Here is a 12,034-nt window from a genome sequence, read left to right as displayed (position 1 = left end):
ATTTGCGCTATAACGGGTGTGATCATCGGGGCCGGGAACGGCCTCGCTGCCCCGCTGTTCAGAGACCTGCGATTCAGAAGTCTTCGAGGCCGTTTCCATGACCATCGATAGCGCATCTCCCGCCGCGGCATCCCCGGCGGACCCTACCCATGGGCACTCGACGGCCAGCTTCGGCTCGCTCGTCATGGGCAGTATCGGCGTCGTCTATGGCGACATCGGCACCAGCCCGCTTTACGCGCTCCGTGAGGCGCTGGTCGCGGCCGGGGGCCACAAGGCGCCCGGCATCGACAATGAAGCAATCCTGGGCGTCCTCTCGCTGATCCTGTGGGCACTGATCATCGTGGTCACGCTCAAATATGTCGTGCTGCTGCTGCGCGCTGACAATAACGGCGAGGGTGGCCCGCTGGCCCTGATGGCGCTGGCCCAGCGCGCGATCGGATCGAGCGGGCCGGTGGTGGTGATGCTCGGCATTATCGCCGCGGCGCTGTTCTACGGCGACGCCGTGATTACGCCGGCACTGTCGGTCCTGTCAGCCATTGAGGGCGTCAAGCTCGTCACCACCGCCTTCGATCCCTATGTCGTACCGCTCACCATCGTGATCCTTGTGGCGCTTTTCGCCGTGCAATCGCGCGGCACTGCGAAGGTCGCGACGTTCTTCGGACCGATCATGTGCCTATGGTTCGTCGTGATCGCGGTAGCGGCCATTCCGCAGATTGTGAAGCATCCTGAAGTGCTGGCGGCACTCAATCCCGTGCATGCGATCTACTTCATGTTCCATCACGGCATCATCGCCTTCGTGACGTTGGGCGCAGTGTTTCTCGCCGTGACCGGCGCCGAAGCGCTCTATGCCGATCTCGGCCATTTCGGCAAAAAGCCGATCCAGCTGGCCTGGCTATTTCTCGTGCTGCCGTCGCTGGCCATCAACTATTTCGGGCAGGCCGCGCTGGTGATGCACGATCCCACTGCGTTGGAAAATCCGTTCTATCTGATGTTTCCCGACTGGGCGCTGATCCCTATGGTGGTCCTCGCAGCGACTGCCACTGTGATTGCCAGTCAGGCCGTGATCACCGGCGCCTATTCGCTGACGCAGCAGGCTATCCAGCTTGGCCTGCTGCCGCGTTTCGAAATCCGGCACACATCGGAGTCGCATTCCGGCCAGATCTACATTCCGCGCGTCAATATGCTGCTGTTCATCGCAGTGATCGTGCTGGTCGTGCTGTTCAAGTCATCGAGCTCGCTGGCCTCGGCCTATGGCATCTCGGTCACCGGCACCATGGTCGTCACTGCGATGATGGGCTTTGTGGTGATCTGGCGCGGCTGGAAGTGGTCGCCGATCGCGGCTGCGGCGTTGATCGTGCCGTTTCTGGTGATCGACGTCACGTTCCTCACCGCGAACCTCTTGAAGGTGTTCGACGGCGGCTGGGTGCCGCTGGTGATGGGCGGCGTGATCATTCTCATGATGTATACGTGGCGGCGCGGCAGCCGCCTGCTGTTCGAGAAATCGCGCAAGCTGGAGTTTCCGCTGGCCGATCTCGTGGCCATGCTGGAGAAACGTCCGCCGCAGCGCGTGGCCGGCACGGCGGTATTTCTCACCAGTGATCCGCAGAGCGCGCCGACGGCGCTGATGCATAGTTTGAAACACTACAAAGTGCTTCACGAGAAGAACGTTATTCTCACCATCGAAACGGCACCGACGCCGCGCATCGATCCGAGCGAACGCGTGCGCATGGAAGAGATCAGCGCGACCTTCTCGAAAGTGACGCTGCGCTTCGGCTTCATGGAATCGCCGAATGTGCCGAAATCCCTGGCGATTGCGCGCAAGACCGGCTGGCAGTTCGACATCATGTCGACGTCGTTCTTCCTGTCGCGCAGGGCGCTGAAGCCTGCGGCGCATTCCGGCATGCCGCGCTGGCAGGACCATCTGTTCATCGCGCTCAGCCGCACCGCCAATGACGCGACCGACTATTTCCAGATCCCCACGGGGAGGGTGGTCGAGGTCGGGACGCAGGTGACTATTTAAGGCCTGATCCCGAAAGTGGGCTTGCGGTTTCGGGGCAAGATCAGGCCCGACAATAAGCTCTTCCGGCGCTTGATTTTCGCCGCGCGAGAGGCGACGTTGGCGCCCGAAAACAGGGGCGTTTCCGCCCCTTCGCATTCGCTCCGGACACCGGGGCGGCAGGAGGTTGTGGTGGCAGGCGAAGCTCATACCGTTCACGATTTGACGCCCGAGGAAGTGTCCAAGGGGATCGCCGACGGCAAGTATTTGCTGGTCGATGTACGCGAACCCAACGAGGTCGCGGTCGAGGCCTATCCGGACGCCGTCGTGGTTCCGCTGTCGACCTTCGACAGCGCCGATCTGCCCGATCCGGCCGGTAAGCAGATCGTGTTTGCGTGCCGCTCCGGCAAGCGCTCGGTGACGGCGTCGCTGGCCGCGCAGGCCGATGGCCTTGCCTACGACAAGCACCTCGCCGGCGGGATTCTGGGATGGAAGGCTGCAGGCCTGCCGACCAAGGCTGGCTGATCCCTCGATGAACAAGATCTTCTCTGAGCTGCCCGTCACGGTATTCGAGGCGATGTCGCAGCTCGCGCGCGACCATAACGCCATCAATCTCGGGCAGGGTTTTCCCGATCATCCTGGTCCAGACGATATCCGTCAGGCGGCCGCCGATGCGGTTCTGAACGGTTACAACCAGTATCCGTCGATGATGGGCATCCCGGAGCTGCGTCAGGCGATCGCCGCGCATTACCAGCACTGGCACAAGCTCTCGCTCGATCCGATGACGGAGGTGATGGTGACCTCCGGCGGCACCGAGGCGCTGACCTCGTCGATCCTTGCGGTGGTCGAGCCCGGCGACGAAGTCGTGTGCTTCCAGCCGGTTTATGATTCCTATCTGCCGATCATTCGGCAGGCCGGCGGTATTCCGCGTCTGGTCAGCCTGAAGCCGCCGCATTGGCGTCTTACGGAAGAAGATCTCCGCGCGGTCTTCAATCACAAGACCAAGGCCGTGCTGTTCAACAGCCCGCTCAATCCGGCTGCGGTGGTATCGCCGCGCGAGGATCTCGAACTGCTGGCGAAATTCTGTCAGGAATTCGATACGATCGCGATCTGCGACGAAGTCTGGGAACATGTGACCTTCGACGGTCACGACCATATCCCGCTGATCACCATTCCCGGCATGCGCGATCGCACCATCAAGGTCGGCTCCGCCGGCAAGATCTTTTCGCTGACCGGCTGGAAGATCGGCTTCGTCTGCGCTGCGCCGCATCTGCTCCGCGTCTGCGCCAAAGTACATCAGTTCCTGACCTTCACGACAGCGCCGAACCTGCAGGTCGCTGTCGCCTACGGTCTCGGCAAGTCCGACGAGTACTTCAAGACGATGCGGGCCGACCTCGCGCGCAGCCGCGATCGTCTGGCCGCGGGTCTGGAGAGCATCGGCTTTCCCGTCATCAAGTCGCAGGGCACGTACTTCCTCACCGTCGATCTGTCGCCGCTGGGGCTGAACGAGACCGACGAGGAATTCTGCCGACGGCTTGTCTACGACTACAAGGTCGCCGCGATTCCTGTGTCGGCCTTCTATGAGCAGGACAAGGTGACGTCGGTGGTGCGTTTCTGTTTCGCCAAGAACGACGCGACGCTCGATACGGCGCTGGAGCGTCTGCACAACGCCGTTCATCGCCGCTAGGGGAGTTGATGCGTATGGGCAAGCAGGGGATCGCGTGGGTCGTCGGAGCGGCGCTGCTGTGGTCCTTGCCGGTGCAGGCGCAAGAGCAGAAGCCGGAGCGCGTCGTCAACTTCTACAACTGGTCGAACTATATGGCGCCCGGCGTGCTGGAGGCGTTCACCAAGGAGACCGGCATCAAGGTCGTCTACGACACGTTCGACGCCAACGAGACGCTGGAGACGCGGCTCTTGGCCGGAAAATCCGGTTACGACGTCGTGGTGCCAACGGCCTATTTCCTGCAGCGCCAGATCACCGCAAAGGTGTTCCAGGAGCTCGACAAGGCGAAGCTGCCGAACCTCGCCAATGCCTGGCCAGAGGTGACAAAGCGCCTCGCGATCTACGATCCCGGTAACACATTTGCCGCGAACTACATGTGGGGCACCACTGGTGTCGGCTACAACGTCAAACAGGTCGCTAAAATCCTCGGGCCTGACGCGAAGATCGACAGCTGGGACATCGTCTTCAAGCCGGAGAACCTTGCAAAGTTCAAAGATTGCGGCGTCCATATGCTGGATTCCGCCGATGACGTTCTCCCTGCGGCGCTGAATGCGCTGGGCCTTGATCCGAATTCCACCAAGCAGCCGGACCTCGAAAAGGCCGCCGATCTCGTAGGCAAGATCAGAGGCAATGTTCGCAAGTTTCACTCCTCGGAATATCTGAGCGCGCTTGCGACCGGCGAGATCTGTCTGGTGGTCGGCTGGTCCGGCGACATCATCCAGGCGCGTGCGCGGGCGGATGAAGCGAAGAACGGCGTCGAGATCGGTTATGCGGTGCCGAAGGAGGGCGCGCAGATGTTCTTCGATAATCTGGCGATCCCCGCCGATGCGAAGAACGTCAATGAGGCCTATGCGCTCATCAACTATCTCTACCGCCCGGACGTCGCCGCGAAGAATTCGGATTTCCTCGGTTATGCCAATGGCAATCTCGCCAGCCAGAAGCTGATCGATCCGAAAATCCTCAATGACAAGACGATCTATCCGGATGAGGCGATGCTGCAGAAGCTGTTCGTCATTACGGCGCGCGATCCGGCGACGCAGCGCGTGATCAACCGGCTGTGGACGAAAGTGAAGACGGGGCGCTAAGCGTTATCGCCAGCGCCGGTGCAGCCACAGCCACTGCTCGGGATATTCCCGGATCCAGCCTTCCAGCACGGACGTCACCGCCTGCATGGTGCCTTGAACGTCGACCTTGCCATTGGCGTCGCGCACCGGCTTCACCTCTTCAGAGACTTCGATGCGGAAACGATGATGGGGCAGGCGGATGATGCGCACGCCGTGGATCGGGCAATCGACCTGGCGCAGCAGCCGCGCCAGCATCGGATTGGCGTTGGTCTTGCGACCGAAGAAATTCACTGGAACGCCATTTGTGAACCATTGATCCACCAGCATGGCGACGTGCTTGCCCTCGTTCAGTGCGTGGGCGAGCTTGAGCGGGGCGTCGTGGCTGGCCGGAATGAGGTTGCCCATATTGATCGCGCGCGTCTGATGGATGGCGCGGTCCGCGGCGGCACTGTTCGGCCGGCGATACAGCACGGCTGCGTCGAGGCCATGAGCCACGGCGGCAAGCGCAGGAATTTCCCAATTGCCAAGATGGCTCGCGAAAATCAGCGCCGGTTTGCCGTCGTCACGCAACTGATCGAAAATTTCGCCGGTGCGCGCGGAGAATTCGACATTGCTCGGCTTGGACGGATTTGCAGGGTCGTAGTCCCAGATCTTGTCGAGATGCGCGAACTCCGCACCGACGCGGCCCATATTGTCCCATACACCGGCCAGGATCTTCTCGATCTCTTCCGGTGATTTCTCGGGGAAGGCGGCGGTGAGATTGGCGCGGCCGATCTTGTCTTCGCGAAACAGAGGTCCGATGCGCTGCGTGATCTTGCCGAACCGGTTGGCGGTTTTGACCGGATCGAAATAGCGCGTGGTCCGCAGGATGCCGATCGTCAGCGCGCCGACAGCGGCGTCGCCTGCTGGCTTCAGGGCATCGCGAATGCGGGCCTTGGTGCGAAGCAGCAGGCGGAGCATCAGAAGTGAACGATGATCTTGCCGAACACCTGGCGGGTTTCCATCCGTTTCAGCGCGGTCTCGACGTCGCTGATCGGCACTTCGGTATCGATCACCGGCAGCATGCCGTCGGCCATCTTGTCGAGGCTCTCGGCGATGTTCTTCATGGTGGCACCGAACGATCCGAAGATGCGGTATTGCTGCTGGAACAGTTGCATCAGGTTGATCGTCGTCGTCGGTCCCGAGGTCGAGCCGCAGGTGACGAGACGGCCGCCGCGCTTCATCACCAGCAGCGAGCCGTTGAAGGTGTCAGCGCCGACGTGTTCGAACACGACATCGACGCCCTTCTTCTTGGTGATCTTGCGCGTTTCGCCCTCGAAGCGATCCTTGCGATAGTTGATCACGTGATCTGCGCCGAGTGCCTTGACGCCTTCAATTTTGGAATCGTCGCCGACAGTGGTGATGACGGTGCAGCCGATCTTCTTCGCCATCATGATGGCGACCGTGCCGATGCCGGAGCCGCCGGCATGCACCAGAATGGTTTCGCCGGGTTGTAGCTTCGCATTGTCGAACAGCATGTGCTGCACGGTGGAGAAGGCGATTGGCGCGCAGGCGGCGTCGCGGAAGCTGATGCCGTCAGGGACGGGGATCACGAGGCGCGCCGGCATGTTCATCAGCTCACGCGAGAAGCCGTCGATGTGAAAGCCATAGAGGCCGCCGACGTTCTCGCAGAAATTGTCACGGCCTTCCTGGCAGGCCTTGCAGTGGCCACAGGTCAGAGCGCCATACATCACGACCTTCTGGCCGGGCTTCACATGGGTGACGCCCTCACCGACGGCAGCGACCTCGCCGGAAGCTTCGGCGCCGATCGACAGCGGCAGCTTGCGCTTGGCGAAGGCCATGCCGCGAAAGCCCCAGACGTCGATATGGTTCAGGCCGACAGCCTTGACGCGGATCTGCACTTCGCCGGCACCAGGCGGCGGGGGCGGCGGCACGTCGACGACGACGAGCTCACGATCGGCAACAAGATTGAGCGCACGCATGAACCGCGTCTCCGGCAAGAAAGGTTGATTTCGGATGGCCTGCGTATCGCCGGTTCACGTCATGACGTCAACCGGCGAGGGGCGGCCAACAGGGCCGGGGAGCCTTAAACGGGCTCGCCGGTGAGGATCAGCGAGGCATTCTGGCCGCCAAAGCCGAAGGAATTCGACATCACGGCCGTCACGCGTGCATCGCGGGCGGTATTGGGAACCACGTCGAACGGAATGGCCGGATCGGGAACATCGTAATTGATCGTCGGCGGGATCCGCTGGTGTTCCAGGGTGAGCAGCGAGAACACCGCCTCGACTGCGCCGGCGGCGGAGAGAGTGTGGCCGACCATGGACTTGTTCGACGAAACCGGAATTTCCTTGGCGCGCTCACCGAACACGCTGGAAATGCCGAGATACTCCATCTTGTCGTTTTCCGGCGTGCCGGTGCCGTGGGCGTTGATGTAGTCGATCTGGTCCGACGTCAGACCGGCATCCACCAGCGCATTGTTCACGCAGCCGATGATCGGCTTGCCGTCCGGGCTGGAACGGGTGCGGTGGAAGGAGTCCGCGAGCTCGCCGCAACCGGCGACAATGCCGAGGATCTTGGCGCCGCGCGCAGTGGCGGCTTCCAGGCTTTCCAGGACCAGCGCGCCGGCGCCTTCGGCCATCACGAAACCATCGCGGTTCTTGGCGAAGGGACGGACAGCTTTCTGCGGCGGGTCGTTATGGGTCGAGAGTGCCGATAGCAGCGAGAAGCGGATCAGCGCTTCCGGGTTCACCGAACCGTCGGTGGCCACGCACAGCGCCGCATCGGCTTCGCCGCGGCGGATCGCTTCGACGCCGAGCTGGATCGCAGTAGCGCCGGAGGCACAAGCGGTCGACAGCGAGATCGGTGAGCCCTTGGTTCCGAACGTGTCCGCGAGATGGTCGGCGACCGAACCGAACAGAAAGCGGCGGTGATACTGAACAAACTTGCCGCCGCCGGCGACGCGCAGCAGCGTGTCGTAATTGATGTCGCTATTGGCGCCGGCGGCCTTGGCCAGCACCTGGCGCTGCGGCCATTCGACTTCAACAGGCGCAACTGCGAGGAACAGCGGGCCGGGGAAGTCGCCTTTGCTGCCGATATTGGCCTGCGCGATGGCTTCCTCGGTGACCAGTTCGCCGAGCTTCTCGGAGAGGTCGGTGGAGGAGAACGGCTCGACCGGCACGAAATCGATCGTGCCCGCCATCGTCGTCTTCATACCGTCGATGGGAAAGCGGGTGATGGTGCGAATGCCGGATTCGCCAGCAGTGAGCTTGGCCCAGTTGTCCTCTTTGCCGGCGCCGAGCGATGTCACGACACCCATGCCTGTGACAACAACAATCGGTCGGCCGAAATTATCGCGCGTTGCAGTCATGCTCTCTCCGTCGGCCGCGTCGACCGCTTAACTTGAGCATGATCCCGAAAAGTGGATGCCGGTTTTCGGATAAGATCTTGCTCAAACATAAGAAAAATCTAGAGCCCAATCGGCTCTAGATGGCTTCAACCAGCGCCATGCCTTCGCCGCGCCAATGGCCGGCGCCGATCACCACAATCTGGGTGGGCTTGCCGGACTTTTCAATCTCGAGGCCGGTTGAATCGTTCGGCGGAAACATCGCACCGCGCGAGATCGCGAGGGCCGCAAGGCCGAGGCCGAGCGGGAATTGGGTTTCGAGCGTATGACCGAAGAGAGTGCCGGTGCCGCGGATGGCGACACCGGCATGATCCTTCAGGAAGGTGCGCTCTTCGGAGGTGACAGGCTCCGCGCCGGTTGCACCGGTGATGATCGCTGCGTCACTCCTGGCGCCGAGCTGCGACCACAGTTTTTGCAGCGACGTCGTGACTTCGCCGGGCATCTTGCGACGGGCTTGGTCGGCAACGACGCTCTTCAACCGTGCCAGCGGCTTGGCGCCGCGCGCTTCAGCATGCGCCCTGGATTCGATGACGAGGAACGCGCCGGCCGAGCCAAGCGCGAAGCCCGAATTCGCCTCGCGCGCCCACACGGTCTCGAACTTGTTCTTCAAGTTGAAGTCGTCGAATTCGTATAGCAGCAGTAGATCCTTGCGCTCGCCATTATGCGCGGCGCCGATCAGTGCGATGTCACTCTGGCCCGAGGCGATGCGTGCCAGCGCAATGCGCGCAGCATCGACGCCGGCGGCTTCCTCGCCCATGAAGGTACGCGACGAGCCGGTGACGCCATGCACGATGGCGATGTTGCCGGCCAGCAGGTTCGAGAGCTGCGCCAGAAACAGGGTCGGACGAAGATCGTTCAGGAGCTTTTCGTTCAGCAGGCCCGGCGATGCTGCGCCATAGCCTTCCGAATTCAGGATTCCTGAATCGACGGCCAGATCGCGCTCACCGCCACCGGCGGCGACGATCATGTCCATCCTCGACAGGATGTCCTTGTTGCCCTTCACGCCCGCGGAATCGAGCGCAAGGCCGGCGGCATAGGTACCGATCCGCTGCCAGGCTTCCATCTGCCGCTGATCGCCCTTCTTGGGGATCTGCGCGTCGTAAGAGACCGGCGCGAGGGGGTGGACGATGTTCGGAGCGAAGCCGGTTTCATCGACGTTGATGCGCTTGTTGTTCAACGCATCCCAATGCGCGTCAGGGCCTTCGCCCAATGACGTGGCGAGGCCAATGCCGGTGATCCACGCTTCCACCGGCTCGGATGTCATCGGTCGGGTTTCAGCCATTGGTGATCGCCTGTAGGGGAAATCCGATGCGCTCGGCCACGATGTCCATGTGCCCGCGCAAATCCGGATGAGGGAACGGGACGGTCTTGAAGGTGAGCTGCGCGTTGCAGGTCAGCTTGCCGTCGACCTTGATCTTGACAGTGGTCATGTAGAAGCCGTCGCCTTCGTGCAGCACGCTGGCGTTGATGTCCAGCTTCGTGCCGGGCGTGATGAAGGTACGCATCTTGGCTTCCTTCACCGCAGCGAGGAAGGGCATACGCTCGAACTTCATCAGCGCGATCAGCAGCCAGCCCGAAGTCTGCGCCATCGACTCGATCAGCAGCACGCCGGGCATCAGCGGATAGCCCGGGAAGTGGCCCTCGAAGATGGTGCTGGTCTCGGGGACGTTCGCTTCGACCGTGATCGTCCGTTCGCCGACATTGAGGTCGGTGATGCGGTCGATCAGGTGAAAATATTCGAGGTTCATGGCGGGGCGTTACGCGCCCTTGGCCGCGACCAATTCGTCGATGCGCGCGCTGAGGTTCTTCAGGACGAAATACTGCTCGGTGGTCGCCTTGCCGTCATTGACCTCCTGGGTCCATTTTTCCAGCGGCAGCTTGATCCCGAACGCCTTGTCGATCGCGAAAGCGATATCCAGGAAGTCGAGGCTGTCGATCCCCAGATCGTCGATGGCGTGGCTTTCCGGCGTGATCGTGTCGCGGGGAATGTCGCAAGTCTCGGCGATGATTGTGGCGACCTGATCGAATGTGGAGGACATTACTAAGCCTTTGATATATTGAAGATAATGTTCGATCGGCGCGCGCAAAGACAGGGCTTCGCCCCGGGGCAGTCCCGGTCCGCCGTATAGAGTCGATTGCCCGTATATCGGAGCGGGGGCGGCAGTTCAATGCAGTTGAGCGCCTGCTCACCAGCCCCTGTGGGCTGTGGAAAGAGGGTTTGGCGCACCTCAGCCGTGCGGCGCAACAATATGGGCGCAGTCCCGGCGGCCCATCAACACGCAATCCTGGGTTTTGCGGAGATCCGCGATGCTGACCGCGAGCCAGATCCCGACACCCACGAGGATCACCGTAAAGCCAAAGGCCGCGCTATTGGCCAGCATCCGGTGACGGAAGTCGTCGGGGTCGTCCTGTGCCTGTTGATAGCGGGACAGGTCGCTGGCGCCGGTGGTTTGGCGGCGGCGGGGTTGGTCGGCGGGAGCGGTGGGATGGTGTGGCAGCGTAGCCGAGGTGCGGGGCACGAAACGAAGCACGCGGTGCTCGTCATCTTCTCTGATAATTGGCTGCTGGGTCTTCATGGTCGTGGGTCTGCGCATGCGATGTCGCAGTCTAACACGAGGAGGCCGCTTCGCGCAGATAAAGTCCGCATGGCACGGATGCGGCGATCGGCAGAGATGACGTGGAACTGATCGGCATCGGCGCGACCGCCATGCCATAGTTTGTTCTGAACAGGCGTCAGATATGGGAGGCCACATGCCGAATACACGCGAACCGTTGCTGCATCCGGTCCCGATCCTGTCGCTGCGGCCAACGCAGATGACGGTGGGCATGCGCGAGGTGAAGGAGAAGCGCAAACGATGGCGTGCGCATAAATCGAAGCGCAAACAGGCCGAGCTGCTCGGCCAGCACATGATCCCCGTAGTGCTGGGGCCGGATCAGCGCCACTACGTGGTCGATCACCATCATCTCGCACGTGCGCTGCATGACGAAGGCGTGAAGGATGTGCTCGTCACCGTGATCGCGGATCTCACGATGGTCGATATGAAAGCCTTCTGGGGCGTGCTCGATCACCGCCGCTGGGCCTATCCCTATGACGCCAAGGGCGAGCGACGGCACTTCAAGGATATTCCGAAATCGGTGACGGGCCTGAAGGACGATCCGTTCCGCAGCCTGGCCGGCGAAATTCGCCGCGCCGGCGGCTATGCCAAGGACACCACGCCGTTCAGCGAATTCCTCTGGGCGGACCTGTTTCGCAGCCGGCTCTCCACCAAGGAGGTCGATGCGGATTTCGCCAAGGCATTGGAGAAGGCGCTGGCGATCGCCAAAAGCAAGGATGCGATCTATTTGCCCGGCTGGTGCGGACCGGCGTCGGACGACTGAGGCGCATCCATCGGAATCGCCGCGGGATCGCCTTTGCCGCCGAGCACGCGATGCAGGGCGCGTTCGATCCTTCCGCCGAGCAGCAGCACAAGGAAGGCGATCACCACCGAGACGGTGACGATGCGCCAGTGGCCGGCGCCGCACATGATGCCGACACAGGCGGTCAGCCAGACGCAGGCGGCGCTGGTCAGACCGCGGACGCGGAAATGCCGCTCGGCATGAAAGATCACGCCGGCACCGAGAAAGCCGACGCCTGTGAGGATGCCCTGAATCACCCGGCTCCCGGCATCCGTGAAGCCGCCTTTGCCGAGCGGATCGGCCAGCACCACGATCATGGCCGTGGCCAGACTGACGAGCCCCAGCGTGCGTACGCCGACAGGCTTGCCGTGCAGATCGCGGTTGAGGCCGATGGCGCCGCCGACGAGGGCGGCGACGCCCAGACGCAAGATGATGTCCGACCAGTCGAGCAC

General features: G+C 62.2%; 13 protein-coding genes. 5 read left to right on the top strand and 8 right to left on the bottom strand.

The features are described from left to right. The first annotated feature begins 97 nt into the window (after positions 1 to 97). From AB8A38_RS07610 to AB8A38_RS07595, 4 genes are all read left to right on the top strand, one after another. Positions 98 to 2,020: a potassium transporter Kup gene (locus AB8A38_RS07610; RefSeq protein ID WP_439085572.1), complete on the top strand. Its 1,923-nt coding sequence runs from the start codon at positions 98 to 100 to the stop codon at positions 2,018 to 2,020. A gap of 168 nt (positions 2,021 to 2,188) precedes the next feature. Then, positions 2,189 to 2,521: a rhodanese-like domain-containing protein gene (locus AB8A38_RS07605; RefSeq protein WP_439085571.1), complete on the top strand. Its 333-nt coding sequence runs from the start codon at positions 2,189 to 2,191 to the stop codon at positions 2,519 to 2,521. A gap of 7 nt (positions 2,522 to 2,528) precedes the next feature. Continuing rightward, complete coding sequence (locus tag AB8A38_RS07600) at positions 2,529 to 3,683, top strand: aminotransferase (protein WP_439085570.1); 1,155 nt, start codon at positions 2,529 to 2,531, stop codon at positions 3,681 to 3,683. Positions 3,684 to 3,691: 8 nt separating this feature from the next. Then, positions 3,692 to 4,804 (top strand): polyamine ABC transporter substrate-binding protein, encoded by a 1,113-nt coding sequence (locus AB8A38_RS07595; RefSeq protein WP_439085569.1) that lies wholly within the window; start codon positions 3,692 to 3,694, stop codon positions 4,802 to 4,804. Between the two features lie 3 nt (positions 4,805 to 4,807). Here the strand turns inward: AB8A38_RS07595 and AB8A38_RS07590 are convergent, their stop codons facing one another. The 7 genes from AB8A38_RS07590 to AB8A38_RS07560 form a co-directional block, all read right to left on the bottom strand. Then, entirely contained in the window at positions 4,808 to 5,743 is a 936-nt protein-coding gene (locus AB8A38_RS07590) for a lipid A biosynthesis lauroyl acyltransferase (RefSeq protein ID WP_439085568.1), read from the bottom strand. After that, entirely contained in the window at positions 5,743 to 6,765 is a 1,023-nt protein-coding gene (locus tag AB8A38_RS07585; RefSeq protein ID WP_089267166.1) for a zinc-binding dehydrogenase, read from the bottom strand. Before AB8A38_RS07585 ends, AB8A38_RS07590 begins: the two co-directional genes overlap by 1 nt. Before the next feature lie 104 nt (positions 6,766 to 6,869). Beyond that, on the bottom strand, positions 6,870 to 8,150 hold the full coding sequence (locus AB8A38_RS07580; protein WP_068730589.1) for a beta-ketoacyl-ACP synthase: 1,281 nt from the start codon (positions 8,148 to 8,150) through the stop codon (positions 6,870 to 6,872). A gap of 115 nt (positions 8,151 to 8,265) precedes the next feature. After that, positions 8,266 to 9,468 (bottom strand): beta-ketoacyl-ACP synthase, encoded by a 1,203-nt coding sequence (locus tag AB8A38_RS07575; RefSeq protein WP_439085567.1) that lies wholly within the window; start codon positions 9,466 to 9,468, stop codon positions 8,266 to 8,268. After that, complete coding sequence (locus AB8A38_RS07570; RefSeq protein ID WP_093758902.1) at positions 9,461 to 9,934, bottom strand: 3-hydroxyacyl-ACP dehydratase FabZ family protein; 474 nt, start codon at positions 9,932 to 9,934, stop codon at positions 9,461 to 9,463. Before AB8A38_RS07570 ends, AB8A38_RS07575 begins: the two co-directional genes overlap by 8 nt. Positions 9,935 to 9,943: 9 nt before the next feature. Next, complete coding sequence (locus AB8A38_RS07565; RefSeq protein WP_002711294.1) at positions 9,944 to 10,225, bottom strand: acyl carrier protein; 282 nt, start codon at positions 10,223 to 10,225, stop codon at positions 9,944 to 9,946. Between the two features lie 189 nt (positions 10,226 to 10,414). Then, positions 10,415 to 10,762 carry a hypothetical protein gene (locus AB8A38_RS07560; RefSeq protein WP_089267170.1) on the bottom strand — a complete coding sequence of 116 codons (348 nt, stop codon included), beginning with the start codon at positions 10,760 to 10,762 and terminating at the stop codon, positions 10,415 to 10,417. A 175-nt stretch (positions 10,763 to 10,937) separates the two neighbouring features. Here AB8A38_RS07560 and AB8A38_RS07555 point away from each other — a divergent pair, with 175 nt between their 5' ends. After that, positions 10,938 to 11,564 carry a ParB-like protein gene (locus AB8A38_RS07555; RefSeq protein ID WP_315841669.1) on the top strand — a complete coding sequence of 209 codons (627 nt, stop codon included), beginning with the start codon at positions 10,938 to 10,940 and terminating at the stop codon, positions 11,562 to 11,564. On the opposite strand, the gene AB8A38_RS07550 is transcribed toward AB8A38_RS07555, so the two are convergent. Then, complete coding sequence (locus AB8A38_RS07550; RefSeq protein WP_315841670.1) at positions 11,525 to 12,034, bottom strand: MgtC/SapB family protein; 510 nt, start codon at positions 12,032 to 12,034, stop codon at positions 11,525 to 11,527. The two genes, AB8A38_RS07555 and AB8A38_RS07550, sit on opposite strands and share 40 nt — an antisense overlap.

The organism is Tardiphaga sp. 839_C3_N1_4, assembly GCF_051811045.1.
Taxonomy (GTDB): Bacteria; Pseudomonadota; Alphaproteobacteria; order Rhizobiales; family Xanthobacteraceae; genus Tardiphaga.
The sequence above is the reverse complement of the archived record's forward strand: the minus strand, read 5'-3'. Positions and strand labels throughout refer to the sequence as shown.